Here is a 26,167-nt window from a genome sequence, read left to right as displayed (position 1 = left end):
TTGCGATATGAAACTGACGCACATCAACCTTGTCGCAAAAGACGCAAAGGCGCTTGCCGCGTTTTACCAACGGGTCTTCAGCTGCGAATACCTGCGGCCCCCAAAAGTGCTATCTGGGAAGAAAGTCTCCAATGGCAATGGGTTGCCGAACTCCGAAATTCTCTCGATATGGCTGAAGTTTCCAGAGTGTGACACGCCTTTTCTGGAACTTCATCAGCATAAGGTCATGCTGGATCGGGACTCACCACAAGTAAACGAACCCGGCTTCGGTCATCTTTCGTTTCAGGTGCCAGACATCCACTCAACTCGCGCTGAAACCATCGCAGCTGGTGGGAGCCAGTTGGGTGAGATTACAGATTTCGGCACACCTAACAAACCACACCTGATCATCTACCTACGAGACCCCGAAGGCAACATTCTCGAGCTGGAACAACCTTTTTCTCAAGATGCAAACTGACCGGCAGCAACCTTCAAGCCACTGCCAATCAGCGCGTTTCACAGTATTGCGCTAGCTCGCAGAAACCAGTGCGAGTGCACGAATGGGGCTGCCGGTTCCATCGGCGATCTTGAGTGGAGCGGCGATCAGGATGGCGCCTTTTGGGGGTAGTTTGTCCAGATTGGCGAGGCTGGCAAGGCCGTAGCGGTTGGCAGCGTGCAGCAGATTGTGCGCAGGGTAGGGCGGTTCCATCCCTCCGGCACATCCCGCATCTGTGCCAATACACTCATTACCCCAGCCGAGAATGCCTTTGGAGAGGATATACTCAATGCAATCAACGGTTGGCCCCGGTGAGTGCGGTCCATTCTCATCTACATTGAGAAACTTCGCTTCATCGGTGTTGCGATGATACCAATCGCTGCGCATGACAACCCATTCACCAGCATTGATTGATCCATGCTCAGCTTCCCACTCCTTCACACGGTCAGCCGTCAGCAGGAAATCCGGGTTTGCAGCAGTCTCGGCGGAGCAATCAATCACGTTGACAGGCGCCACAAAATGCTGCGGTGAGATGGTGTCGGTATATCCATCTGCATAGTCTTTTCCGGTAATCCAGTGATGCGGCGCATCAAAATGTGTGCCGGAGTGTTCACCCAATTTCATCCAGTTCCACGCAAAGAACGGACCGTCCGCATCATACTCAGAGATCTTATGAATCTCCACTTTCGGCGTGTTTTTGGCAAAGTCAGGTGGCAGTTGTAAAATGGGAGTTTCTGGCCCCAATCGACCAGAAAGGTCAATCACCTCCACATCTCCAGTAATCAGTTTTGTGCCAAGGTCTTCCAATATGCTTTTGGTCAGCATCCCTCTTTCTCCCTCCCAGAAAGTGGACGTTTTTAATATGAGAAACTAACCGTCCCGTAAGATTTCTCAGAGACCACGCTAAACACATTCATATGTATACGCAAATATTTTCCGCGGAGTAAGTCTTGCAGATGCAAGGTCGCATGCCTGGGACCACATAGTACTCAAACCGTCTTTTTCGTCTTGGGAGGAGACTACTAGATTTTGCGGATCAAGGCTGTCAGGAAGCAGCGTCAATCAACGCTTTGGCTGCGACTTTAGCTTCGCCTGCCGGGTCTTTGCTGTTGCCAAAATGCGCGGTAATGATCGCGCCTTCCTGCAGCATAAGCAGTTGCCGCGCCAACGCTTCCGGATTTTTCAGAGCAGCTGCTTCAACCAGTGTCAGCACACCCTCGTACATGGCATTTCGCTGTTCAACGGTTTGCTGGTGAATGGGGTGGTCAGGTTCCGGGTATTCCGAGCTGGCTTTGATGAACATGCAGCTTTTGAAGGTGTCTTCTTTGAACCACTCATCCAGCACATCAAACAGCGCAAGCAGTTGATCTCTGGGTTCGCTCGCCAGCTCAGCAACCCGCTGTGCAGACCAGTTGTGAAACTGCTCCTCACGCAGCTTCAGCGCAGCAAGGATCAGTTCGTCCTTGCTTTTGAAATGCTTGTACATGGAGGTTTTGGAGATGCCGGATTCTGCCACCAGCATATCCATGCCTGTTGCGTGAAATCCGTTTCTGTAGAAGGTTTCCATCGCCTGTTGTACGAGTTCATCTCGTTTATTTTTGCGCATACCAACCTCTGGGTTTACTGATCAGTACATATAACGAAAAAAATATGGCCGAACAAGGGAATTCATTTTAGCCGCAAAATCAAAGGGCTTTGCTTAGTCTCGTGACGGGCATCACACACCTCGCGATTTGGTGAATTGACCAAATGAACAGATCGGTACACCTTAGCGATCAGCAACTGTACCGATCAGTAAACAATAAGAGGTAACAATATGCTCAACTTATCTATGCGCCCCCTGACGGAAGATGCGGCACTCGCAAAGGTAAGAGCTGCGGAGGATGCGTGGAACTCACGCTGCCCGACAATTGTTATCCGAAACCTGTCTCGCGATTGCATGTGGCATGACCGGAACCAGACGATCGAAGGCCGGCCACAGATTATGGGGTTCCTTTCCGCCAAATGGAAAACCCAGCTCCACTATCGCCACATCAAAGAGCTTTGGAGTTATAATCAAAACCGTTTCTCAATTCGCATTGTCAGCGAATGGCGCACCATACACAACAAGTGGTTCCGCTCTTGCGGCAACGAGAACTGGGAATTTGACACCAAAGGCTTGATGAAGAAGCGGATCACCTGCATCACGGATACGGAGATCAACGAAAACGAACGCCTGTTTGCCTGGCCCTTTGGCCGCCGCCCGGATCACCACCCGGGTCTGTCCGAAATGAACTTATAACGAGCTCCACCGGAGGAATGCGTCCATCCGCTTAAAGTGCCGAGCACGGCCCCATCGACTTGGCCTTTTCAGAACACTGCGGACTTGCCCAGTTCCTCCCGCTCCCCCCAGAGCAATGCGACGGCTCCTTCTACCCAAAGGACCGTCGCATTTTCTGTTCCAGCTCCCATATTCAAAGATATTCATCAGATATCTCGGGAGTTTTCATGCCCAAAGCCTTTGCCCAGATTGCCTTTACGCCTGCTGCTCAATCTTTTCAGGACCGCTATGGCACCAAAGAAGCCTACGCTACATTTCTGGAAGGGGAGGAGTTGACGGGTCATCAGATTGAACCAGACCACGCCGCATTCATCAGCCGTATGGATGGGTTCTACCTCTCAACACTCTCACAGACTGGTTGGCCGTATGTGCAGTTTAAAGGCGGGCCAAGAGGTTTTCTGAGGGTGCTGGATGACCAGCATTTTGCGTATGCCGACTATCGCGGCAACCGGCAATATCTCAGTGCTGGAAACATCTCTCAAAACGCCCGCGTGTCTCTCATACTGGTGGACTATGAAACACAGCAGAGGCTCAAAATCTGGGGTGAGGCACAGATTACCTCCCTTGAGGAAGACCGGGAGTTTGTGATGGATCTCATGCCTGCAAACTATAAGGCCGATCCTGAGCGCGCGATTACTATTAAAACAAAAGCACTTGAGTGGGATTGCCCAAGACATATTCCCAAGCGTGCTTCTGTAGCACTTTAAAATCGGGTGCCTTATACTTCAAAGTGCCTTGATTTTAAGGAGTACAAGCCATGCCTCATATTGTTGTTTATTCCCCTCGTCTTAGCCGCGAAAAGAAAGCTGCCTGTGTTGCAGCTTTAACCGAAGCATTTTGCACCACAACAGGTTTAGCCAGAGACCACCTCGTGATTCATCTTGAGGAACATTCGTATGATAATATTGCAGTGGCTGGAAAACTGCTGACAGATACCATTCCTGAGATTGCAGTGGGTGAGAAACCACTTCAGGAAGTCAACGAGTAAGCTCACAGACCAGCATGTAATAAGCACAACGGGTGAAAGCCCGCAGGACAGACTTAATGTCCAGCGGGCGCCCACAGTCATGCCATGCACAATCTAACTGTTCTTTGAGCCCGTCATCCGGATGGTTGCGTCGCTGCGTTCAAAGACCTTTGGGGAGAGCGCGATGCCCAAACCCGGTGCGGTGGGGGCGAGCAGGTAGCCATTTTCGAATACTGGCAGGCCTTCCATCAATTCGCTGTACCAGCCGAAGTAGAATGCCCGCACCATCTCCTGAACCAGCGCATTGGGTAGGTTTATGGAAAGGTGCACGGCAGCGGTCAGAAGCCCCGGCCCGGTGCAATCATGCGGCGCGACGGGCAACTCGTAGGTTTCTGCCATGGTGGCGATCTTCTTGGCTTCTGTCAGGCCGCCGCACCAACCGATATCCAGCATGCAGACATCCGTGGCCCGCTTTTCAAACAGCTCGCGGAAAGACCAGCGGGTGGCCAGGTTTTCGCTGGCGGTGACCCAAGTCTCAGCACGTCGGGCGTATTCAGCCAGTGCGTCCACGTTGGTCATCTTGATCGGGTCTTCCAGCCAGAACACGTTGTAAGGCTTCAGCGCACGAGCAATCTTTTCGGCCATAGGCAGGTTCCACACGCTGTGCAGCTCCACATGGATGTCCATGGCATCCCCAACAGCCTCACGAATTTGCTTGAACGGGCGCAGACCGGCCTCCAGATCTTCCGGCGAGATGTAGGTGCCGTTGGTTTTGACTGCGAACTGATCAAACGGCCAGATCTTCATACCGCGAAAGCCCATATCCAGCAGGCTCTTTGCCAGAGTGCCCGCCTCGGAGAGGAAAGCCTCCAGATCCTCATAGGGGCCTTCAGAGACTGAATCCGTGCTCCAGTCTTCTGTGGTGTTGACCTGCTTGTCCTTCACATACTCATAGCCTGCACAGGTGTTGTAAGCACGGATCTTGTCGCGGCTTCTGCCACCCAGCAGCTGATGCACGGGTACGCCGAGGGTTTTGCCCGCAAGGTCCCACAGCGCGATATCAATGGCAGAGGCGGCCCGCATTTCAGCTCCCGTGGAGTTGAATCCGCAAATGGGGTTGAGCAATAGGCGAGAGATGGCATCAATCTGGGTTGGATCCCGGCCTATCAGTTCTTGACCCAGCGTTTCGTGGATGAACCCGCAAACCGCATCTGAGCCATAAAAGGTCTCGCCCAGACCAAAGCTACCCGCATCCGTATGCACGCGCACCCAGGTTACATTGCGATATTCTTTGAGATTGATGGTTTCAATGCCGGTGATTTTCATGTTGTGTCTCGGAGAAAGGAGTTGGGGAAGAAGATTGCAGCTCAGTCAGAGGCGAGGCGGTCACGCTCATTTTGCATCACGACGTTGGCCAGTGAATTCTCGCGCGTCTCTTCGTTCAGTTCATCCAGATCAAGATCATAGGCCGCGCGGTCAATAATGCGGACAGATGCTTTACGAGCCGCCTCCGCATCCCGCAGGCGAATGGCTTCCAGAAGGTGGCGGTGGCGTTCCAGGCTGTCACTGAGTTCGCTGGCAGCTTCCGTGGTTTTCTTGATCAAGACAAACACCGCTGGCATGGTGCTGCGCCCAATCTGCACCCAGACCAGATTATGGGTCGCCTGATAAATCGCCTCATGAAACTGAATGTCATATTGCTGGAAGTGCTTGCCGCGATAGGTCAGGTCGTCCTTCTGCATGGCCGCATACATGCCGTTCCAAGCCGCTTCTATCTTCATAAGATCCTTAGCGGTGGCCCGGCGCGCGGCTTCCATGGCGATGAACGGTTCAACAGACGTGCGGAAACGGAAGATCTCCCGCGCGAAAATCAGTGTGTTGCCACCATACTGCGCGATCCACGTGGCCACTTGCGGGGAGAGGATGTTCCATTCCTGATAGTCTTTGACGCGTGTGCCAAAGCCGGAAATGCGCTCAATGATGCCGTGATTGGTGAAAGTTGCCAGAGCGCTGCGCATGGTGGCGCGGCTCACACCAAACTGGTCCGTGAGCTCAAGTTCCTTGGGCAGAAAGTCACCGGGCTTGAGCTCAGCAGAGAACAACTGCCGAGCCAGTTCCTCGGTGATCTGATCTCGCAGATCCTGAGTGTATGTCGATACCATCACGCATCAGCCTCATCAAAAGAGCAGAAAGATAAGACGAGCCTATCCATGTCTGACATACAATTAAATATGACTGACTACTTAGATGTCAACACGCTAATACAGCCACTAACTCGTCACGCAAAGCTATATTATGTCACGATACGAAGTACACACGAATACAAATGGAGGTTAATACATATATAAGCTTGGCAAATTATAAGTATAGATCGCATATCCAACTATTACGGCATCCATATTTTTCTGCTTCAGTCGTGTGGAGCAGGAGAGATATGGATGCCGCAGAACATGTCAGATGAACGGGGTTACATCGTGTGCCCTTCCAAAACGACACTCTCAGACATGCTTTGATCTTTGAGGCGCTCATTCTCCGGATCCCAAAGTGGCTCATCCGACTGTACGATTGCCTTGTAGGGCTTGCCGTAGATTTTGATGGTCAGCTCAGTTCCCGGTTTTGCCAGATCAGCCTGCACGACACCAAGCGCGATGGAGGCATTGACGCGGTAGCCCCACCCGCCGGAGGTGACTTCCCCCACCATGTGATCCCCATGCCAAATGGTGGACATGTAAGGAGCGTCATACTCGCCAGCCTCCACGATCATCGTCACAAACCGACGCTTCACGCCTTCTGCCTGTTCTTTCAGCAGCGCAGCTTTGCCGGGGAAGTTCTGCAGCTTATCAAGCTTAACAAACCGGTCCAGACCAGCCTCCAGCAAGGTGTAGTCGGTCGAGAGGTCTCCCTTCCAACTGCGATAGCCTTTCTCCAACCGCAGGGCATTGAGCGCGTACATGCCAAACGGTTTGGCCCCAGCTGCAAGGACCGCCTGATAAATCTCCGGCATATCCTCATTGCTCGCATGGATTTCCCAGCCCAATTCTCCCGCAAAAGAGACGCGCACCAACATCACAGCCTTACCAAGCATGGTGGCTTGTTGCAGGCTCAGCCAGCTTAGGGACAGGTCCGCTTTGAGCATGGGAGCAAGCAGCTGACGGGCGTTTGGGCCTGTGACGATCAGTGTTGTTGCGTCCGTTGTCTGGTCTTCTAGACCCAATCCCTCTGGCAGATGGGCTTTCAGCAGCTCAAAGTCATGCCACTGGGCCAACGCGGCGGTGATCAGCGTGAACTCATCAGCGTCATGACGCAGGATCGACATTTCCGTCAGGACTCGGCCACGATCATCGGGGAAGTAGCCAAGGGTCATGCGGCCAACTTTGGGGAGACCTCCGGCGATCTGCCCTCGCAGCCAGTCAGCAGCGCCTGTGCCGGAGAGTTGGAACCGCGAGAAGCCGGGGAGGTCCAGCACGCCAACATGGTCCCGCACGGCCTCACATTCTTCTCGCACCCGCTGTTGCCACGGACCGGAGCGGCTCCATGTTTGGGTGGCCTCGTGAGAGATATCGTCGCCCGTTTGCGCAAACCAATCGGCCCGTTCCCAGCCATTGTAAGCTCCCATCTGTCCACCCAGTTCCAGCAGTCTGGTGTGGTTGGGGGAGAGCTTGCGGTCGCGGCCCGCTGGCCATTCGTGATGGGGAAAGTGCATGGCATATTCGTGACCGTAGACTTCCTTCGCCTTATCGATGCAGTACTGCTTATCAGTGTAATCGGTGTAACGTCTTGGATCGACAGCCCACATGTCCCACTCGGTCTGGCCGTGTACAATCCACTCTGCGGCCACCTTGCCAGCGCCGCCGCCTTGCGCGATGCCAAAGGTGAAGGAGTGCGCCTCAAACGCATTGGGCACGCCGGGCATGGGGCCAATCATGGGCAGGCCATCAGGTGCGTAGGGAATAGGCCCGTTGATGTTGCGTTTCACTCCTTGCGTTCCGAGCAAGGGCACGCGGGCCATCGCATCTTCAATGTAAAACTCAAGCCGCTCCAAATCATCCGGATACAGCTGGAAACTGAAGTCATCCGGCATCGGGTCATCTGAAGAGGTCCATGCCGTCCGGCAGGCTCTCTCATAGGGGCCAAGGTTGAACCCACCCGTTTCCTGCCGCAGGTAATAGGAGGTATCAGGATCACGCAGCATGGGCAGCTTGCGGCCCTGTGCCTTGGTCCATGCCTCCACCTCTGGAACAGCCTCAGTCATGAAATACTGATGGCTCATGGTAACGGAAGGCACAGCACGCCCACCATACGGCTCAAACCATTCGCCGACGCGGGCAGCATAGTAGCCAGCTGCATTCACCACATACTCGCAGCGGATTTCACCTGTCTCAGTACAGACAATCCATTCCCTGCCTTCACGGCGCACGCCTGTGGCTGGTGTAAACCGCAGGATGCGGGCACCCAGCTCCCGCGCGCCTTTCGCCAGCGCCTGTGTCACCTGCGCCGGATCGATATCGCCGTCCAGCGGATCCCAAAGACCGCCCTCCAGATCGTGCGTTTTCATAAAGGGGAAGTGTTGTTGCAGCTGGTCAGGCGTGCACATATCCATGGTCAGGCCCATATGCTCAGCCATGGCGGCCACATGCTCAAACTCCATCATCCGGTTGTGGCTGTGGGCCAGTCGGACCGCGCCGGTGACATGATAGTTGATCGGGTAATCCACCTCATCAGCCAGCCTGCGATACAGCTCCAAGCCGTGGCGCTGCATGTTCATTACGGCATAGCTGGTGGCAAAGTTGGGGCAGTTGCCTGCCGCATGCCATGTGGAGCCTGCTGTCAGCTCATTCTTTTCCAAAAGCACGCAATCGTTCCAGCCCATCTTTGCCAGATGGTATAGCGTGGAAACGCCGACAACGCCGCCGCCAATAATGACAACCCGCGCGGTGGTTGGGATAGACATGCGCACCTCCTCCAAAATCTATTCGTTTGTCATGTAGTCCTCTCCCGCTGTTCTCTGTGAGACGGGTATCATTCTTGTCTGCAAACATTTCTTTGAGCGGGTGCCCTAATAAACCGGCGGTGAGATCACCCAAATCGCAATGGCAGGTTCAGCATATGGATTGGACCAGCGGTAAGACGCTTCCTTGATGCGGAAACTGTCGCCTGCCTCCACCGTGAACATCTCTTCCCCAATCCACACATCCAGCTTGCCCGAGACCATGTAGGCCACCTCTTGCGTCGGGCGTGTAATCGCCGCGCTGCGGTGAGAGCCAGGTTGAAAGGTGGAGTGGATCATCTCAAAGCTGTCGGTCAGGTCTGGTGACACCAATGTTTCAAGCAGGCCCTTATCCCGCTCCCCGATCACGCGGCGGTTGCCATCGCGCACCACACGGCCTCTCTCATTTTCCGGCGCCTCTGCATTACCGAAGAACAGCGAGAGCTGGACGCCGAACACCTCGGCAAACTGCTTCAGGTCTGTATGGCGCGGCGTGGATTTATCCCGCTCTACCTGAGAGAGCCACCCCACTGAGCGGCCCAGTAGTTTTGCCAGATCTTCCAGCGTCATACCGCGCGCGATGCGAAGCGCCTTCAGATCTTCCCCCAATGTACTTGTGATAGTCATGTGGCGTGATTCCGTGAAATATTTCGCGATATTTTCACTAATCGTCGTGAAATTTTCAAGGATTATTTCACGCAGGCCCTGCAATTCAGGCTACCAAAAGCCATGCAACCGGTTGTTTATCTCACTGTATCAATTGGTTACCGAAATCATCCCGCTAACTATATTAGTCGCGACAAATATATCACTACCCTCTTATTTTTCAGGATGCCGGTTCCACCGTGCAGGAGGGTTCGTTAGGGTCTGCGCATAGCCATTCCTTTGAATTCTTCAGCTGATCAGCGATATTCGTCGCTGGCCGGTATCTTTTTCTTTGAACTGAGGCATCTATGCAGAATTTAAGCGTTAACGTGATCGGGGCCGGAATTACGGGAGCCATGATTGCGTATAAGCTCGCGCGTCAAGGTTTCAAAGTCACCCTGTTTGATGCAAACCACAGTGTGGGCGGAGATGTCTCACGTGTTTCCTTTGGCTGGATCTGCCATATCGCCAATGATCCGATTGACCAACCGGATTTGTTCCCGTTGTTGGTTGATGGCATCCAGCGTTACAAAGCCCTGAACGCGGAGTTTGACGGCACGCTGTTTGATGCAGAAGGCGGCGCCATTGTCTGGCGCGCCACACCGGAAAAAACCCAGGACCTGATCGACCGGCAGCAACAGGCGGGCACACAAACCCGCACCATGAGCAAACAAGAACTTCAGCAGCATCTGCCAGCTCTCGCCAACCCGCCAGAGTTTGCAGCTCATTCGACGCAGGATGTGTCTTGGTACCCGCCCAAAGTTATCGGCAAACTGGTCAACGCCTTTGAGCGCCTTGGCGGCAGGGTGGTTTTGAACAGCACCACCAGCGGGCTCGACGCTTCTGACCACCATTGTAAAGGGGTGATGATGGGAGGGGAGCTGCAAGCCAGCGACTTTACCGTGCTTGCTTCCGGTGGCGGCAATGGCGCGTTGATCGCTCCATTCGAGCCGGAGCACGATCTTTATACCTCGCCCTGCACCTACATCGAAGTGAGTGCAGAGGTGCCGGACTTCCTTCCGGTGCTGCAAACACCGGATGTGGAGATGCGTAGCCTTGGAACAGGCAACTTTGCCATTGCTGAATGCCCGCCAAAGACCGAAGACCCGGCAGAGCTGGCACACATCGGAGAGACAGTTGTGCAGGCGGTCAAAGATACGTTTGCCAATGCGGGCCGTGTGGAGCTGCTGTCCATTCAAGTCGGCCAACGCCCGGCAACCCGATCCTCCGAACCTCTCGCCCGCCCCATCAACGGTTTCACCAACGCTTTCGTGGCAGGCAGCCACCCCGGCGTCATCCTCGCCCCGTTGATCGCCGAGCGGATCAGCAACCAGATCTGCGAGCAAGCTCTGTCTGCCCCTACGCTTTAAGAGGCTGACAATGGACCGTTGGGCTGCCTGCGAACAGCCCAACAGGATGACAAGCGCCCAAGCTTAAGCGCGAAGCCACTCATCGTTTGTGGGATGAAGCTGCGTTGTGCCCTCATTTTGTGAGGCATTGAGGGACTGGATGGTCACGCGCCACAGTTTGGCGAGCTTGATGAATGTATCCAGCTTCTCTTCAAGCTGCGCGATACCAAGGCTCTTGGCAGAAAACCTTGAGTTCAGCGCTGGCTGGTTGTCGCCTTCCGTCATGGCAAGAACCGCATCTCCGGTGCCTTTGCCCAGCAAGTTGGCTTGCAGCAACAACCGATATCCTGCCTCGCGTTTGTCTTTCTCAATATCAGGCAGCAGGGCGAACAGGATCACCTCATCCTGATTGTTCGCACCCAAGGTGAGCGTAAACTCCTCCTCGACGTCAAAGGAGCAGAGCCCTTCCTCATCCAGTTGAAGGTTTGGCAGCCCGATTTTCTCGCCAAGCTCGGCAATGAGTGTTTCAGCGTGTTTCATTTTCTATTTCCAAATTGGCTTGAGGCTCAGGCGTCGCTCACGGTTTTACCGGCGGCATAGCTGTGCTCATCAAAGTAATCCAGTGTCGCATCCCAGGCGTTTTCCTTGGCTCGTGCCAATGCGTCACCAGTCTCCGTGCCATCGTAAAGGTCGATGAACTCATTGAGGTCGGAGACATAGCTTGAGGACTCAATCTGAGTTCCATCGGGCTTCCCTTGCGCCAAACCAAGATCCAGCCCCAACGTACCGTCCAGCTCTTGCCCGACCCAAAGCGCCTCGTGGATTGAGTGACCGCCGTCGTAGTTCAGGAACATGGTGTTTGCGACCATGTAGTCTTTCGAATCCGGAATCTGGTCCGGGTTAGGGGAGGTGTGCCTCAGATAATGCAGGAAATGCAGGTTGAGGTTGGTTGAACCGGAAACACCAGAGGCAAACGGCATACCACGAGACAGCGCTTCCACCTGAGACTTGCTCGGTTCCTGCAGCTTTGGCAGGTTCACATCCGCCGGGTGCGTGCTCGGGATCTTGCCTGCATCTCCTTCAAACGTCACACTGCCGGGCTGATAGCCAAGGGTGATCCCGGCATGCGCACTCTTTGGCGTGTCCGTACGCCCAACTTTGGATCTGTCTGCTTTTTGCAAATCAGGATCTTCCGGAGCATTCGTTCGATTGGCTTCCTGACAGATCCCCTGATAGGCCTTGTTGGCAACCTTTACATAAGCAGGTAAGTCAGCGACCTTCTTGCCGTTGACGACCAGTGGTTGGCGGTCTGCAGGCACCGTCTTGGTCAGCAATGCATGCAAGGCAACAGTGGACTTCACAACCAGCATGGGAACTGCAATGGCGTCATATCCATTGCGGGTTGGAGCGGACAAAAACTTGTCCAGATTCATCAGCGCATCGTCACGCGGCCCTTGCACAAACTCCATCAGCTCCGGACATTCCGGCATCCAGAACCGCTCGTTGCCTGCCATCATCCTGTGCATGGTCATGGCTGTCTGGTTTTGGACCCGCGGGGTCTGGATGGAAATCACATCGCGGATGCCATCTTTCACCAGCTGTGCGGAGTTCATCACGGACTGCGGCGTGTCGTGAACCATATCCGCAATAAAGGTACTGTCGAGCACGCGGGAGTAGATTGCATCGTGCAGGCGCGTCAGCGGTGGGTTATCACTCTTGCCCAGCTGTCCCAGCAGCGTTTTGGTCTCATCGGCAAGGCCATTCAGGCCGATTTCCTCAAATCGCTCCGCAACAGCAGTCAACAGCTCACGGGTTTCCGGCACGGAGATCTTATGGCCCAGCACCTGATCCTTCACATACCCGTCAACCTCAGCCAGATTGCCAGCTGTTTCCGGGTCCAGACCCGGGGTTTGCGCTTCATTTCTGATGAGTGCGAGCAGATGGGTTGTCACCTCACCCGGCACGCGGGCAACGTCTCCCCCCTGCGCAGCATTTTGTGTCCGGACGCTCTCGGGGTAGACAAGCGTTGAATGAACAGCCTTCAGCGCGATCGGTACGGCCTCTTTCAACACTGCATTGTCTGAGCCGCCAAGAAAGCTCAGCGACCGCGTGATGCTGGAAATACCATCTGCATCTGCTGTTTTTGCCAGCTCAACAATGCGGGCCGTAAGAACTTCTGCCGCTTTTTTGGGATCTTCCGGAATTGCGGCGCCTTCAAAAAAGGTTTCCATCGTCAACCTGCTGCCATAGGCATGGGCCTCTTCAAAGAGCGCCGTCACCTTTTCCTGCGCTTGCTGTGAAGCTTTGCTCGGCACATGAAGGAGCATGGCGAGCACGCTGGACTTTGGCAGATGTGGCTTTGTGGAGAGGAAGTGATCAACCACCTTCTCCGTGACTTCAGTGCTGAAATAAGAATTGAGCTCGCGCTTTATTTCACCCAGAACCGCTTCATGCTGCGCCGTTTTCTTCGTCACATAGTTGAGCGAATACTCAACAATCCGCTCACTTGGCTTAGGAGGAACCACATCCTGATACTGCGCAAGATCGGGTTGAGGGACAGTTGGCTGAGTGGTTGAAACAGATAAAGTTGATCCGGTCATGAAAGCACCATCGCTTGGTAATATCTTCTTTCCCGAAAACTACAGAAACACTCCGGGATCACGTTTTAATCAAACTATTAGAATCCCCTGCCGGGCGCGTCTGTGCTGACAGGCACTCAACTCGGGTCACCAACTGAAAAAAGTAAACAACGGACACATTTGTCTTGGAAAACTAAGTTACTCAACGCTCATTGAGAAACGACTTAAATTTAATTACAAAATTACTTAGTTACATAAATAGTCTCTCTTTGAATATTTCAACCGCCCAATTCATTTACTAGATTTCGCACCTTGGTTTTCCTTATTTCTCCTGTATAGCTATTTCTAGTCTTGTTGTCTTCCTTCCAAATGACAGGTTTCAACCAACAGGGTAATGACCGCATGTTTTCATTGAAGGGCAAGAAAGCCCTTATTGTTGGGGTGGCGAACAGCCAGTCCATTGCATGGGGATGCGCCAAAGCCATGAAGGCACAAGGCGCAGAACTGGCTCTTACATACCTGAATGACAAAGCGAAAAAGCATGTGGCCCCACTGGCAGAAGAAGCCGATGCAGCCATTTTTGCACCGCTGGATGTGACGAAACCTGACGAGGTGGATGCTCTTTACCAGCAAATCGAGCAGGTCTGGGGGTCGCTGGACATTCTGCTCCATTCCATCGCTTTTTGCCCGCAGGCTGACCTGCATGGCCGCGTGGTGGATTGCTCGGCAGAGGGGTTTGGCGTGGCCATGGACATCTCCGTGCACTCCTTCCTGCGCCTCATCCGCAAATCAGAACCGCTGATGCCCTCCGGGTCCAGCGTCATGACCGTGACGTTCCATGGCTCGGAAAAGGTGATCAGCCATTACAACATTATGGGTCCGGTGAAAGCCGCGCTGGAAAGCACCACGCGCTATGTGGCTGCCGAACTGGGCCAGAAGGGCATCTCTGTCAACGCGCTGTCCCCCGGCCCGCTGGCAACACGCGCCGCCAGCGGTATTGCCAGCTTTGACGAGATGCTGGCTGACGCAACAGAGCGTGCTCCCACCCGAAAACTCGCAAGTATTGAAGACATTGGCGCATATGCCGCCTTTCTGGCCAGTGATGAAGCCCGAAACATCACCGGCGTGGTTCACCCCATTGACGGTGGTTACCGCATCATTGGTTAGGCCGGCACCGAGGTAGATTATGCAAGTAGAACTCTTTAGCAAGCGAACCGCCCAGTACTTTGAGGCCCTCGCTGAACAAAACCAGTTTTTGCAGGTCGCCAACTCACGACGCTCCACGCGCCTGATGAACGACCTTCAGAAGAAACAGGCCAAATCAAAAACCAAAAGCGACGCACTGGCCGCATCCTGGGGTCCGTACGACACGCCCAAGAAACTGCTGGATGCCTGGTCGCATTATCTCAAAGAATCCAGCGAACGCGCCATCCTGACCATGGATGCCCTGCGCGAAGCCAGTGACACATACTTTGACCACATGGCCAAGGGCTGCCCTCCGGTTCTCATTTATGATTACGAGGTGGTTGTTGAGGGTCGCAACCTGCCGCGCCCCTGCAACTACATGCTTTTGAAGGTCATTCCACCTGAGGGCGTGGAAGTGCTGGACTGGAAGCGCCCCTATGTGATCATCGATCCGCGTGCTGGCCACGGCGCAGGCATTGGCGGGTTCAAGAATGACAGTCAGGTGGGGGTTGCCCTGCGTGACGGGCACCCTGTGTACTTTGTCGCTTTTCACCCCATGCCAGAGCCCAATCAGGAGCTGTCGCACGTCACCCATGCCGAAGCGGCCTTCCTGCGCGAAATCATCTCACGCCACCCAGATAGCCCCAAGCCCATCGTGGTTGGTAACTGTCAGGGCGGGTGGGCAACAGCTATTCTGGCAGCGGTCTATCCGGATCTGGTGGGGCCGATTGTGCTCAACGGTGCGCCCATGTCTTATTGGAGCGGCAAGATGGGGCAGGACCCCATGCGCTACTCCGCAGGCCTGACAGGCGGCATCGTACCTGCCTTGCTCTCCGCAGATCTGGGCAACGGCGTCTTTGATGGTGCCAATCTGGTGCAGAACTTCGAGATGCTGAACCCGGGCCGCAACTGGTTCCGCAAGTACTATGACCTTTACACCAACATCGACAAGGACGAAGAGCGCTATCTGGAATTCCAGAAATGGTGGAGCGGCTTCTACTACATGACGGAGGAGGAATTCCGCTGGATTCTGGACAACCTTTTCATCGGCAACAAGCTGGCGAAGAATGAAGCCTTTCTGGAACCGGGGCGCCCCATTGACTTAAAGACCATCAAGTCCCCGATTATCGTGTTTTCCTCCTATGGCGATAACATCACCCCGCCCGATCAGGCGCTCAACTGGATTGCCGACACCTACACGGATGAAGCGGAAATCGAGATCCTCGGCCAGCGTATCCTTTATATGCTTCATGATCAGGTCGGGCATCTGGGCATCTTTGTCTCCTCCAGCGTGGCCAAGCGCGAACATACGCAGGTGGCTTCCACGCTGAAGACCATCGAGGCCATGCCTCCCGGGCTCTACAAACTGCAGATTGAAGAGCAGAAGGGCAAAGGCTGTGATGCCAAGTTCAAGGTGAGCTTTGCCCGTAAGACCATTGATGAAATGCTGCTGGAAACTGGTGAACGCGATGAGGAAAAAGCGTTTGCCGGTGTCGCCCGCTTTTCTGAGAGCTGGGAGGACGTGTATGACAGCACCATTGGCCCTGTTCTGAAAACCATGAACAGCACGCAGGCAGCGGATGCAACCCGCGATATGCACCCCATGCGGCTGGCAAATGGCGCCTTTGCCTCCACCAATCCCTTGATGTTCTGGCCCACCATGGCCGCCGCAGCGGTGAAGGAAAACCACACGCCCAACATGGCCAAAACGCCCTTCCATTACTGGGAGGAGCTGATGGCCGACAGCATTGAATATGGCTGGGATGCGCTGAAGGACATGCGCGAGGCCTTCATTGAAAACAGCTTCCTCACCTTCTGGGCCTCACCGCCTGCCGTGGAATACGGCAAGGCCTTGTCCTTCCGCCGGCCAAAAGTGCCAATGCAGGACCTGCACAGTCTGACCAGCATCCAGAACGCGCTCAAGAAGATCGAGAAGGGCGGGGCAGCCGCAGCCATCGTGCGTATTGTGCTGATGATTGCCGACACCCGTACCGAAGTGCGCGGCGAAAAGCTGGAGCGGTTCAACGAAGTGCTGACCACATGGGCACCGTTCAAATCCATGGATCCGAAAGAGCGCAACTTCCTCATTCACGATCAGACTCTCATTTCCCGTTTCGAAATGGAAGCCGGTTACAATGCCCTGCCGGGCTTGCTGAAAAGCGAGAAGGACAAGACCTTTGCCTACAAGGCCGTGTCCTACATTATTGGCAAGGAAGAGAATATGGCGCCCAATTCTCTGGAATTGTGGCACTGTCTGAAGAAGTCGCTCAAATGGGGTTAGGAAGGTTTGATGACAACAACCTACAAGAATACTCCGTACGACCAGATCGAAGTTGGCATGGAAGCCATTTACGAGCGGACCTGCTCTGCGGATGATTTTTACGTCTCCGCCCATGCCTCCGGCGACCTCAACCCCATCCACCTGCCCAAGGAAGATCGCGAGGGCGAAGGCGACTTTGAAGGCGTCGCCCCCTCCCTCTGGGTCGCCAGCCTGATCTCTGCCGTGCTGGGCAACCAAATGCCCGGACCAGGCACGCTCTACAAAAGCCAGAGCCTGCGCTTTCTGGGTCGTGCCTATGAAGGGGACCATCTGACAGCCCGCGTGAAGGTGACGGAAAAGCTGCCCGATTACGTCGTCACGCTGCAAACCACCGTGGAACGCGCGGACGGTCAGGTGATTGTAGAAGGCGAGGCCGAGGTTATCGCCCCGCGCACCAGCAAAATCGCCAAGGCTGTCAGCTTGCCGGGTCTGACTGTGCGCAGTCATGAGCACTTCGATAGACTGCTGGATCAGGCCCGCCCACTCCCACCTCTCATCACCGCCGTTGTGGCGCCAGAAGACCGCAAGTCACTGGGCGGCGCTTTGCTGGCAGCCGAAAACACGCTGATTGAGCCGGTCCTGATTGGCTCTCGCGAAAAGATCGAGGATGCCGCAGAGCGTCTTGGCAAAGATCTGGCTCACTGCGATATCATTGACGTTGCAAGCCACAGTCAGGCGGCAGCACAGGCCGTGGCCATGGTGCGCGAAGGTAAGGCGCAGGCGATCATGAAAGGCCAGCTCCACACCGACGTGTTGTTGGCGGAGATCGTGAAACGGGATGTGGGCCTGCGCACTGACAATCGTCTCAGCCATGTGTTTGTGATGGATGTGCCGGGACTGGACCACCTCCTGTTCATCAGTGATGCGGCCATCAACATCTCACCGGATCTGGAAGCCAAGGTGGATATTGTCCAAAACGCCATCAATCTGGCACTGGCGCTTGGTCAGCAACAGCCCAAGGTGGGCATCCTTTCAGCCGTGGAAACGGTGAACACCAAAATTCCCTCCACCATGGATGCAGCGATCCTTTCCAAAATGGCAGAACGCGGCCAGATCAAGGGCGGCATCGTGGATGGCCCGCTGGCCATGGACAACGCCATCGACATTGATGCGGCGGTAACAAAAGGCATCACCTCCTTGGTTGCTGGTAGGGCAGATGTACTGGTTGTGCCCAATCTGGAATCTGGCAATATGCTAGCCAAGGAACTGGCCTTTGTTGCCCATGCAGAAGTGTGCGGAGTGGTTATGGGCGCCCGCTGTCCGGTGATCCTCACCAGCCGTGCAGATGACGACAAGGCCCGGTTAATGTCTTGCGCTGTTGCGCTTCTTTACGCTGCGAGCCAAAAAACATGAGTTTTTATTTTACGCTCAATACCGGATCGTCCTCCGTCAAGTTCGCGCTTTACAAAGCGCAGGCTGAGCCTGACCTTTTCATCTCCGGCATTGTTGAGCGTCTGGGCCCTTCTGCCCGCTTGAAGATGCAGACACCCGGCGAGGACATCGTGCGGGAGCTGGGCACAGTTGACCATGCCAGCGCCGTCGTCGCCATCTTCGCCAAGATGGAGCCCTACTTGCAAGGGCAGCCTGTCGTTGGCATAGGACACCGCATCGTTCATGGCGGCAATGCCTTTTTCAAACCAACAGAATTGACCTCTGAGGTGGTGCAGAAGCTGGAGCAGATGATTCCGCTGGCGCCGCTACACCAGCCATACAGTCTGGCCACCATCCGCGCGGCCAAACAGGTGTTTCCGGGCGTGCTGCAGATCGGGTGTTTTGACACGGCCTTCCATGCCGGTCACACCTTCCCCAATGACGCGTTCGCCATTCCGCGGCATTTTTATGAGGAAGGCGTGCGCCGCTATGGCTTCCACGGGCTTTCCTTTGATTACATCTGCAGCGAAATGCGCCGGGAATATCCGGATGTGGCACGCGGGCGTCTCGTGATCGCCCATCTGGGCAATGGCGCTTCCATGTGCGCCGTAGAAGATGGCCGTTCCATCAACGCCAGCACCAGCTTTTCTGCCGTCGACGGCCTGCCCATGGGCACACGGTGCGGACGGTTGGACCCGGGCGTCATGCTCTATCTGATGCAGGAAAAAGAACTGTCGGCAGCAGAGATCGAGAGCATCATCTACCGCCGCAGCGGGCTCTTGGGATTGTCGGAGGAATCTTCTGACATGCGCGTGCTGGAGCATTCAGAAGAGCTGTTTTCCAAGCAAGCCATCAACTACTATTGCTACCAGATCCGCCGCGAAGTGGGCGCCATGGCGGCCAGTCTGGAAGGCATCGACGCCCTGATCTTCAGCGCTGGCATTGGCGAGAATTCAGCCCGGGTGCGCTCCAGCGTGTGCGAACCACTGGAGTTTCTCGGCATCACCATCGATCAGGAAAAGAACATGGCCAACGCCCCGGAAATCGGGACCGGACCGGTACGCGTCTTCATCATGCCCACCAACGAAGAACAGGTGATCGCACGGGCCGTCGCAAAAGCTGCCATGAAAACTCAATGAGACTCAATTAGTACTGCTGCCTTTGTTTATCCAATTGCGAAAAGAACCATAGATATTCCTCTCCCAAAAGGACGAAACACAGAAAATACTCAAAAAATAAACTGAGGTTGGCCCGAGCTTCAGTCGAACTTCTTGCTTTTAACTATACCGACGACCGGTAAGCCTAACGCTGTAAACGACATCATCATCGCCACCATTATCAAAAAGCTAATATACCTTCTCTCAACAATATCAGTATTTTTTGTAGTGATTGGCAACTTCAAGGAGGTGCAACTATCTTAGCGGAGAAACTTAGGTGTTGATTGTATACTCAGAATTAACTCGCTATGAGGGTACTTCTATATGTACGTCTAGAGCTATTTTTGTACATGTCCCAAAGTATCTTATGCGCACACAATATCAACTTGAGGCCAAAACTTGATCAGGAGTATCAGTTCATTAGGCTACCAACCTACATTGATGAGTACTCGAAATGACAGAATTAACAGACTACAAACCGAGTAGAGTTGATCGCCTCTTCCTTGTCGGGAGGAAAATTGAATACTCCTACAGAATATCCAGCAATATGGTTGCCTTTATTTGTAAAACTTCTTTATTCACCAAAGAAGATGAGCACGTAATTGTTAAATTCTCCTACTCTGGGAATGTTCAGTATCACAGAATTAGCATACCCGACATGGCAAAGTTTGAAGATGTATTTAGCATCGCAAGACGTAACTAAGATTGATCAAAATCCAAATTTATTGGACAAATCATCCGACCCCGACGCTGCTACTTTGGCACCTGATCTAACTCATTGGGATAGACCATGTAGTGAGCTGGGCTTCAGAACAACTTCGCGGTAAACTTGCTGCATAATCAATGCCGCACGTTCTCAGTGAGTCCCGTTATGTCCGTCCTCTCGCCAGCCATCACCGTCCGCCAGCTCTCTCTCGATGATTATGAGGATGTCGTCACGCTCCTGAATGAGCTGACAGATGGCATTCCCCTTGTTTATGGCAAAGACGGGCCAGCGCAATTCGCAAAGCTTTTGCGACATGACGGCACCTCTCTGTTTGGTGTGGAGATTTACGACCAGATCGTCTCCTGCGCCACGCTCCATATTCTACCCAACATGACGTATGGTGGTCGCTCGTATTGCCTTGTCGAGAACGTGGTGACGCTGAAAGCTTATCGGGGCAGAGGCTTTGGCCGCATGGTCATGGATGCTCTGCGAGATGCAGCCTGGCAAGCCAACGCCTACAAAATCATGCTGCTGACCGGACAAGACCGCGGCGCAAGAGGCTTTTACGAAAGCCTCGGTTACAAAGCCGACCAAAAACACGGCATGGTCCTGCGGCAAGTGCCACCGTACAAGGCACCAGCAGCTTAACCCTGCCCGTTACACCAACTGCCGGTGGGCCTTGATGTGGTCGATGAACAGGCGCAGGGCCTGCAGGTTTTTGTATTCACGCGGGTAAAACAGATAGATCGGCTCTGTTGGTTTCAGGTAATCCTCCAGCAGGCATTGCACCTTTGTCAGGTCGCACTGCATCAGCGCATATTCGCGGAAGGTCAGCACCAATCCCATGCCTTGTTCCATCAGCTGCAACTGAGAGGGAAGGGTGTTGAGGATCAACCCTCCTTTGATATCAATCTCCACGGTGTTGCCATCCACCTCAAACACCCACGGCGCCAACCGCCCTGATGTCTGAAAACGGTAGTGAAGGCAGTTGTGCGCGAGGAGGTCTTCAGGTTTTTCCGGCGTGCCATGCACAGCCAGATAGGCCTTGCTGCCAAGGACGGTCAGGGGTTGCGGGTCAGAGATACGGATCGCAATCATATCCTGCGCAATCTTTCCCCCCAGACGAAGCCCGCCGTGCAAACCATCTGCAACGATGTCGACAATGGCATCCGTCAGAGAAAGTTCCAGCTGTATCTCCGGATAAGCAGCCTGAAAGCTGGGCAGGAGATCTGCAAGGAAGGAATGAAACACAAACTCAGGCAAGGTCAGTTTTAAACTGCCTCGGGCGCTGCTGCCGTGTTCCTTTGCATCATTTACCGCTTGCCCCAGCAGGTCAAAAGCAGCGCCCGCGCCACTTTGCAACGCACGGCCCGCATCCGTCAGGGTTACCGATCGGGTGGTGCGCACAAACAGAGCCGTCCCGAGCTGCTCTTCCAGCGATTTTAACTGATGAGACACCGTGGACGGTTTTATGCCAAGCGCCTGAGCGGCTCCTTTTAAACTGCCGTTCTGCGCAATGGCATTAAACACTTCCAGCATGGCAAGAGGCAAACGCATTATTTGATACCATACATCTATTGGATTGATATGGAGGCAATTAATAGCATGTATGCACCCTGTTATAAAGCAGAGATCAGACATTCTAAGAGGCCTTCCTGCGATGAAAACCCTTGTTCTCACTGCCCATCCCGACCTTTCAAAATCCCGTATCAACCGCTCCTGGTTTGAAGCATTTGCCGCAACAGATGACATCACCGTGCTTGATCTGGCCCGTGTTGGCGGCCCAACTTTGAGCTTTAACGTTGAAGAACAACAGCAACTCCTGCTCTCTCACGATCGCATCGTCTTCCAGTTTCCGTTTTATTGGTATTCCGCCCCGCCAGCGCTGAAAGCATGGCAAGATCAGGTCCTGACCTACGGCTTTGCCTATGGCCCGGGTGGCACCAAACTGGCCGGGCGGGAACTGCTGCTGGCTATCTCTACCGGTGGACCGGAGGACAGCTATCACGCAGGTGGCTACAACAATTTCAGCATGGATGAGTTGCTCAAGCCCTTTCAACAGACTGCCTTGCTGACTGGAATGGTTTACCTGCGCCCCTTCGTCTTGCACGGCCTTGCAGTGGTTGATGACGCCGCGATCGAAGCTTCCAATACAGCATTGCTCGCACATGTTCTGGACCCTGAGCTCAACCCAGTCATCAAAAAAGCGCGGCTGGACAAGCTGCTGGAAAACAATGCCAAGCTCGCTGCCCGCGTCAGCGCCTGACCACTTTCAACATTCCATTCTTCAAAAAGGCGGGTCTTTGTGCTCGCCTTTTTCTGCTCATCCAAAACCTTAGCCAATGGGCAAACCGAGAATTTAAACAGCTCATTCATTAAAAATCGATTCGATCTTTATCAACTGCATCTTCTTCCCGCTGCCCAGGTCTCTTAGCCTGTCGTTTCAAAGCACAGCTTTGTTTTAGCAATTTGTTTCACGCCCTTGTTTTCATGGCGATCCTTTAGAAGAATAAACCTACTGTGGCATTATGGATGGGGCGACATGGTGGTGACTTTGTTTTCGGTGCCTTGATCTGATGGTCAGCACTGCATTCATTTTCAGAATTCTTTTTTTATGGCCGAGGCTCGGGGGGCGCTTCCTGAAATTTGGTCATCTGAAGGCTGGAGGGACACCATTCCTGTCAGACTTAGCGTAGGACACATTGCTCAACACCGCCTTGCCTCCAACCATAAGCAGGACCACGGTATCAATGCCCGTTTTGAATCTTTTTCAACGGGAGGGGACGCAAAACTGACAGAACGATGTGGCCTCGCAGGTCCCATTCTCAATCGGGACTGTAGCTCCTTCGTTCTCCAACCTTCAGGAATATTTTAAGCGCAGATTGGAATTACCACGCACAAGTTGCAGTATAGTACCGGGTAGAATGTCTGTTGAATCGAACAACTCAATGAATGAGCCGAGACCTGAGGTGATTTACCGGCCCAGTATCAACTGGGATGAATGGCGCGAGGGGGTCGCCGAAGCGACGGGAGAGGCTTGTCTGGCTTCCAACACCGCTTCACCAGATGCCTTTGGTGCGGGCGTGCGCGGATTTCGCTATAAAAGTGGCTTTGTGGCAACCATCAACGCGACCCCGCACAGGTTCATCCGCTCCAGCCAACGCATTGCCCGCGATGGCATGGACGCTGTGTTTGTGCAATTTTATGATCACACCCACAATTGCGTCACCCACATGGGCCAGGAGAGCGTGGAACTCCAACCCGGTCATCTGATCGTGCAGGATATGGCCGAACCGTTTGTGGTAGACCACAGCTCTTACAAGCTGATGACACTGGCTTTGCCGCGAACGGCACTGGCACCGTTCCTCCATGGCGATCGCACCTACCCAACCCTGTGCCTTCCCGCAACAGGCGGCTCGACCAATGCGGTGATCAGCATGATGCAGCTGCTTCGCGGTCAACTGGGTTACCTGTCAGATGAGGATGTCACCTCAATCGTGGAATGCATCGCCAAGCTGGTCGCTAACCAGATGAACAACGGCCCGAGAATCCCATATGCACTGGATGAAAACAATCAGACTGCAGCGCGGTTTTTACAAGCCGCCGAGTATATCAGCCGAACCTATACCAACCCACGCCTGAACAGCACAGAAGTGGCGCATCACCTCAACGTGTCTCGCACCACCCTCTACCGCCTGTTTGAGCCCATGGGCGGCTTCATGGCCTTCCTGCGTTACATCCGCATGAAACACGCCATGCGCAAGCTGCTGCGCTCCGGAAGTGATACAGTCAAAATCCAGCAGATCGCCGAGAGCTGTGGTTTTTCGCACGCTTCCAGCTTCACCCGCAGCTTCAAAGAACACTATGGCGTTTCTCCTCGCGACATCCTGATGGACGTCGCCGCCGGACAAGACCACAAAACCCGCATCTCCAGCGGCATCTTCTCCAACTGGCTCACCTCGCTAAAAGAGGCGAAGTTGAACTGAGGGGAGCTTGATCCTCTGAGATCAAGTTGACCCCAGGTATCACAGCGACACAGTACCTGCGTACCTTCACAAATTGCCCGATATCCATTTCATGAAGCGGTCCAAAGTGACCAGCCGAGAGGTCCGTATTGTTAGGATCTGGCGTGATTTGTGGGTAAAAACATAGCAACGCAGGAAAACGCAAAAGCTTTCAAAGGAACGCACAAAACAACGCAAACGCTCACAACTTTTGGATGCTACCAATTTTCAACGTGAATATCATAGATATTTCAGCATGTTAGATTAGCGCCGTTGATGGCAGAGACACGACATTTCCGACTGGAGCCGGATTGGTAGCATTGACAGGGCGAAGGCATCATCAAAGAGTTACTGTGATTTATTCTCTGATAAGTTTTGAGCGGCGCAATGATCGTACTTGGTAATTCTGAAAGCTGGCCCGGCATTGGCACCACCGCCAGTCACCTGCAAAACGGAGCACATGGGCTTAATGCCTTGGTGCCCGGACTGTCTTTGGTGGAAGCTGAAACCAAGGTGCGCAGTGTAGGCTATGGCGGCTGGCCGAACCTGTTGGGAAACATGGAGTTTGACGCCAGCGTGATGGACGGCACCACCCGTGACTACGGCGCTATTGCAGGCGTTCCAATGACGCTGGAGGTCACCCGTCTGGCAAAGGCGGTGCTGGATAACCTGCCACACACCATGCTGGTGGGTGAGGGGGCTCGCCGTTACGCAGATGAGCTTGGGTTTGCAAAGGATCCCGCCTTGCTGGAACACAGCAAACAGGTGTGGTGGCGCAAGCTGGAAGAGGTGATGAGCGACGAGCAGAAAGCCGCCTTTCCCAACACGGATCTGGCACCGTTGACCAAAGCAATCACTGACCCCGAAAAGGTGCGAGACACCACCGTATTCCTTTGTAAAGACAGCCAAAACAACATCTGCACCGCCACCTCTACATCAGGTTGGGCCTGGAAGTATCCGGGCCGTGTTGGCGACTCTCCCATTCCCGGCGCTGGCTTTTATGCTGACAGCCGCTATGGCGCGGCCGCATGCACTCATACAGGTGAAATGACCATGCGCTGCGGTACCGCCCGCACCATTGTACTGGCCATGAAGCTCGGCATTTCGCTGGATGATGCGTTGCGGCTGGCGATCTCTGAGTTGCAGGAGCTGGAGAGCGGTTACATCGGCGGTGTTGTGATCCATGCCATTGATGCAGCGGGCAAACACCGCGTGGTCAATGTGGGGTGTGACGAGGAGATCGTCTATTGGGTCTGGACACCGGAGCTCGGCCAGCCTGAAAAACGCAAGGCCATTCGGGCAGAGGATTTGATGGCGGGTCAGATGGAGGTTCAGTCATGAAGCTGGAAGTGTGTGTTGACACCATTGCCGGGTTGAATGCTGCTGTTGCTGGCGGAGCTGACCGGATTGAGCTGTGTTCCTGCCTCGCCATGGGCGGCCTGACGCCGTCCGTTGGCCTGATGGAACTGGCAGCCAAAGCCCCCATCCCGGTCTACGCCATGATTCGCCCGCGCGGGGGTAACTTCATCTTCTCCCCGCAAGAGGTGGACCAGATGAAGCGAGAAATTGAAGCTGCCCGTAATACCAATTTGGCCGGTGTTGTTCTGGGCGCAAACCAACACAACACCGCACTCGACACTAACCTATTGAATACACTAGTGGATCATGCTGGCGATCTTGGTGTAACGCTCCACCGCGTCATTGACCTTGCCCCAGATCTGATCGAGGCCACCCACGCTGCCGTTGAACTCGGCTTCGAACGCATCCTCAGTTCCGGCGGTGCTTACAAAGCAATTGATGGGATTGAGAACCTAGCCGCCATGCACAAAGCCGCAGCTGGCAGACTCTCTGTGATGCCGGGGTCAGGTGTTAACACTCAGACGGCGCCCGATATCTTACAAGCTGCTGGTTTCACTGAGATTCATGCAGGCTGCGGTAAAACTTATCCGCAAGACCAGCGTCTGCTGGATTTTGGCTTTGAAAGCGCCGGAGAAAAACGGACCGATGAAGAATTGGTGAGATCACTCAAAGAAGTAATTCAGGTAAATGCATAAAACAATTAACACCGCAATCAATTTTCCGAAAATTACTTATCTTTATTT

23 protein-coding genes are annotated in these 26,167 nt (G+C 54.1%); 14 read left to right on the top strand and 9 right to left on the bottom strand.

The features are described from left to right. Nucleotides 1–7: 7 nt before the first annotated feature. On the top strand, nucleotides 8–457 hold the full coding sequence (locus tag PsAD5_RS20065; protein ID WP_063293394.1) for a VOC family protein: 450 nt from the start codon (nucleotides 8–10) through the stop codon (nucleotides 455–457). Between the two features lie 51 nt (nucleotides 458–508). Here the strand turns inward: PsAD5_RS20065 and PsAD5_RS20060 are convergent, their stop codons facing one another. Further along, nucleotides 509–1,300 (bottom strand): cyclase family protein, encoded by a 792-nt coding sequence (locus PsAD5_RS20060; RefSeq protein WP_063293393.1) that lies wholly within the window; start codon nucleotides 1,298–1,300, stop codon nucleotides 509–511. Nucleotides 1,301–1,520: 220 nt separating this feature from the next. Beyond that, entirely contained in the window at nucleotides 1,521–2,081 is a 561-nt protein-coding gene (locus PsAD5_RS20055) for a TetR/AcrR family transcriptional regulator (RefSeq protein ID WP_063293392.1), read from the bottom strand. Between the two features lie 210 nt (nucleotides 2,082–2,291). Between PsAD5_RS20055 and PsAD5_RS20050 the strand changes: the two genes are divergently transcribed. The 3 genes from PsAD5_RS20050 to PsAD5_RS20040 all read left to right on the top strand — a co-directional run bounded on the left by PsAD5_RS20050 (nucleotide 2,292) and on the right by PsAD5_RS20040 (nucleotide 3,783). Then, nucleotides 2,292–2,756: a DUF1348 family protein gene (locus PsAD5_RS20050; RefSeq protein WP_063287541.1), complete on the top strand. Its 465-nt coding sequence runs from the start codon at nucleotides 2,292–2,294 to the stop codon at nucleotides 2,754–2,756. A 206-nt stretch (nucleotides 2,757–2,962) separates the two neighbouring features. Beyond that, nucleotides 2,963–3,502 (top strand): pyridoxamine 5'-phosphate oxidase family protein, encoded by a 540-nt coding sequence (locus PsAD5_RS20045; RefSeq protein ID WP_063293391.1) that lies wholly within the window; start codon nucleotides 2,963–2,965, stop codon nucleotides 3,500–3,502. Nucleotides 3,503–3,552: 50 nt separating this feature from the next. Beyond that, complete coding sequence (locus PsAD5_RS20040; RefSeq protein ID WP_063293390.1) at nucleotides 3,553–3,783, top strand: tautomerase family protein; 231 nt, start codon at nucleotides 3,553–3,555, stop codon at nucleotides 3,781–3,783. A 93-nt stretch (nucleotides 3,784–3,876) separates the two neighbouring features. Here PsAD5_RS20040 and PsAD5_RS20035 read toward each other — a convergent pair whose 3' ends face one another. From PsAD5_RS20035 to PsAD5_RS20020, 4 genes are all read right to left on the bottom strand, one after another. Next, entirely contained in the window at nucleotides 3,877–5,088 is a 1,212-nt protein-coding gene (locus PsAD5_RS20035) for a mandelate racemase/muconate lactonizing enzyme family protein (protein ID WP_063293389.1), read from the bottom strand. A 41-nt stretch (nucleotides 5,089–5,129) separates the two neighbouring features. Continuing rightward, nucleotides 5,130–5,924: a FadR/GntR family transcriptional regulator gene (locus tag PsAD5_RS20030; RefSeq protein WP_063293388.1), complete on the bottom strand. Its 795-nt coding sequence runs from the start codon at nucleotides 5,922–5,924 to the stop codon at nucleotides 5,130–5,132. A 305-nt stretch (nucleotides 5,925–6,229) separates the two neighbouring features. Further along, nucleotides 6,230–8,713: a GcvT family protein gene (locus PsAD5_RS20025; RefSeq protein WP_063293387.1), complete on the bottom strand. Its 2,484-nt coding sequence runs from the start codon at nucleotides 8,711–8,713 to the stop codon at nucleotides 6,230–6,232. 105 nt (nucleotides 8,714–8,818) lie between these two features. Further along, entirely contained in the window at nucleotides 8,819–9,376 is a 558-nt protein-coding gene (locus PsAD5_RS20020; protein WP_063287536.1) for a helix-turn-helix domain-containing protein, read from the bottom strand. 326 nt (nucleotides 9,377–9,702) lie between these two features. Between PsAD5_RS20020 and PsAD5_RS20015 the strand changes: the two genes are divergently transcribed. Next, complete coding sequence (locus PsAD5_RS20015) at nucleotides 9,703–10,764, top strand: NAD(P)/FAD-dependent oxidoreductase (RefSeq protein WP_063293386.1); 1,062 nt, start codon at nucleotides 9,703–9,705, stop codon at nucleotides 10,762–10,764. Between the two features lie 63 nt (nucleotides 10,765–10,827). Here PsAD5_RS20015 and PsAD5_RS20010 read toward each other — a convergent pair whose 3' ends face one another. Then, nucleotides 10,828–11,283, bottom strand: coding sequence for a CesT family type III secretion system chaperone (locus PsAD5_RS20010; protein WP_063293385.1), 456 nt, complete (start codon nucleotides 11,281–11,283; stop codon nucleotides 10,828–10,830). Between the two features lie 26 nt (nucleotides 11,284–11,309). Next, a complete protein-coding gene (locus tag PsAD5_RS20005; RefSeq protein WP_063293384.1) occupies nucleotides 11,310–13,343 on the bottom strand; it encodes a hypothetical protein in 2,034 nt (677 codons plus the stop codon). 381 nt (nucleotides 13,344–13,724) lie between these two features. On the opposite strand from PsAD5_RS20005, the gene fabI reads away from it, so the two are divergent. From fabI to PsAD5_RS19975, 5 genes are all read left to right on the top strand, one after another. Then, the gene (gene fabI / locus PsAD5_RS20000) at nucleotides 13,725–14,489 is read left to right on the top strand and encodes an enoyl-ACP reductase FabI (protein ID WP_057461408.1); all 765 of its coding nucleotides are present in this window, start codon (nucleotides 13,725–13,727) and stop codon (nucleotides 14,487–14,489) included. Between the two features lie 19 nt (nucleotides 14,490–14,508). Next, the gene (locus tag PsAD5_RS19995) at nucleotides 14,509–16,788 is read left to right on the top strand and encodes a DUF3141 domain-containing protein (protein ID WP_063293383.1); all 2,280 of its coding nucleotides are present in this window, start codon (nucleotides 14,509–14,511) and stop codon (nucleotides 16,786–16,788) included. Between the two features lie 9 nt (nucleotides 16,789–16,797). Beyond that, nucleotides 16,798–18,180 carry a bifunctional enoyl-CoA hydratase/phosphate acetyltransferase gene (locus PsAD5_RS19990; RefSeq protein ID WP_063293382.1) on the top strand — a complete coding sequence of 461 codons (1,383 nt, stop codon included), beginning with the start codon at nucleotides 16,798–16,800 and terminating at the stop codon, nucleotides 18,178–18,180. After that, nucleotides 18,177–19,337, top strand: coding sequence for an acetate/propionate family kinase (locus PsAD5_RS19985; protein WP_063293381.1), 1,161 nt, complete (start codon nucleotides 18,177–18,179; stop codon nucleotides 19,335–19,337). The genes PsAD5_RS19990 and PsAD5_RS19985 overlap by 4 nt, the downstream gene beginning before the upstream one ends. An 889-nt stretch (nucleotides 19,338–20,226) precedes the next feature. Next, entirely contained in the window at nucleotides 20,227–20,709 is a 483-nt protein-coding gene (locus PsAD5_RS19975; protein ID WP_063293379.1) for a GNAT family N-acetyltransferase, read from the top strand. A gap of 9 nt (nucleotides 20,710–20,718) precedes the next feature. Here the strand turns inward: PsAD5_RS19975 and PsAD5_RS19970 are convergent, their stop codons facing one another. Further along, entirely contained in the window at nucleotides 20,719–21,618 is a 900-nt protein-coding gene (locus PsAD5_RS19970; protein WP_063293378.1) for a LysR family transcriptional regulator, read from the bottom strand. Between the two features lie 103 nt (nucleotides 21,619–21,721). Between PsAD5_RS19970 and PsAD5_RS19965 the strand changes: the two genes are divergently transcribed. From PsAD5_RS19965 to PsAD5_RS19950, 4 genes are all read left to right on the top strand, one after another. Then, complete coding sequence (locus PsAD5_RS19965) at nucleotides 21,722–22,327, top strand: NAD(P)H-dependent oxidoreductase (protein ID WP_063293377.1); 606 nt, start codon at nucleotides 21,722–21,724, stop codon at nucleotides 22,325–22,327. Between the two features lie 682 nt (nucleotides 22,328–23,009). Then, nucleotides 23,010–24,047 (top strand): helix-turn-helix domain-containing protein, encoded by a 1,038-nt coding sequence (locus PsAD5_RS19960; RefSeq protein WP_084406022.1) that lies wholly within the window; start codon nucleotides 23,010–23,012, stop codon nucleotides 24,045–24,047. A 405-nt stretch (nucleotides 24,048–24,452) separates the two neighbouring features. Next, entirely contained in the window at nucleotides 24,453–25,406 is a 954-nt protein-coding gene (locus PsAD5_RS19955; protein ID WP_063293375.1) for a N(4)-(beta-N-acetylglucosaminyl)-L-asparaginase, read from the top strand. After that, nucleotides 25,403–26,119, top strand: a complete 717-nt coding sequence (locus PsAD5_RS19950; RefSeq protein WP_063293374.1) for a copper homeostasis protein CutC — start codon at nucleotides 25,403–25,405, stop codon at nucleotides 26,117–26,119. The genes PsAD5_RS19955 and PsAD5_RS19950 overlap by 4 nt, the downstream gene beginning before the upstream one ends. Nucleotides 26,120–26,167 lie beyond the last annotated feature (48 nt).

Source organism: Pseudovibrio sp. Ad5 (assembly GCF_001623095.1).
In the GTDB taxonomy this organism is placed as follows: Bacteria; Pseudomonadota; Alphaproteobacteria; order Rhizobiales; family Stappiaceae; genus Pseudovibrio.
This window is presented reverse-complemented; position numbering and strand designations above follow the sequence as displayed.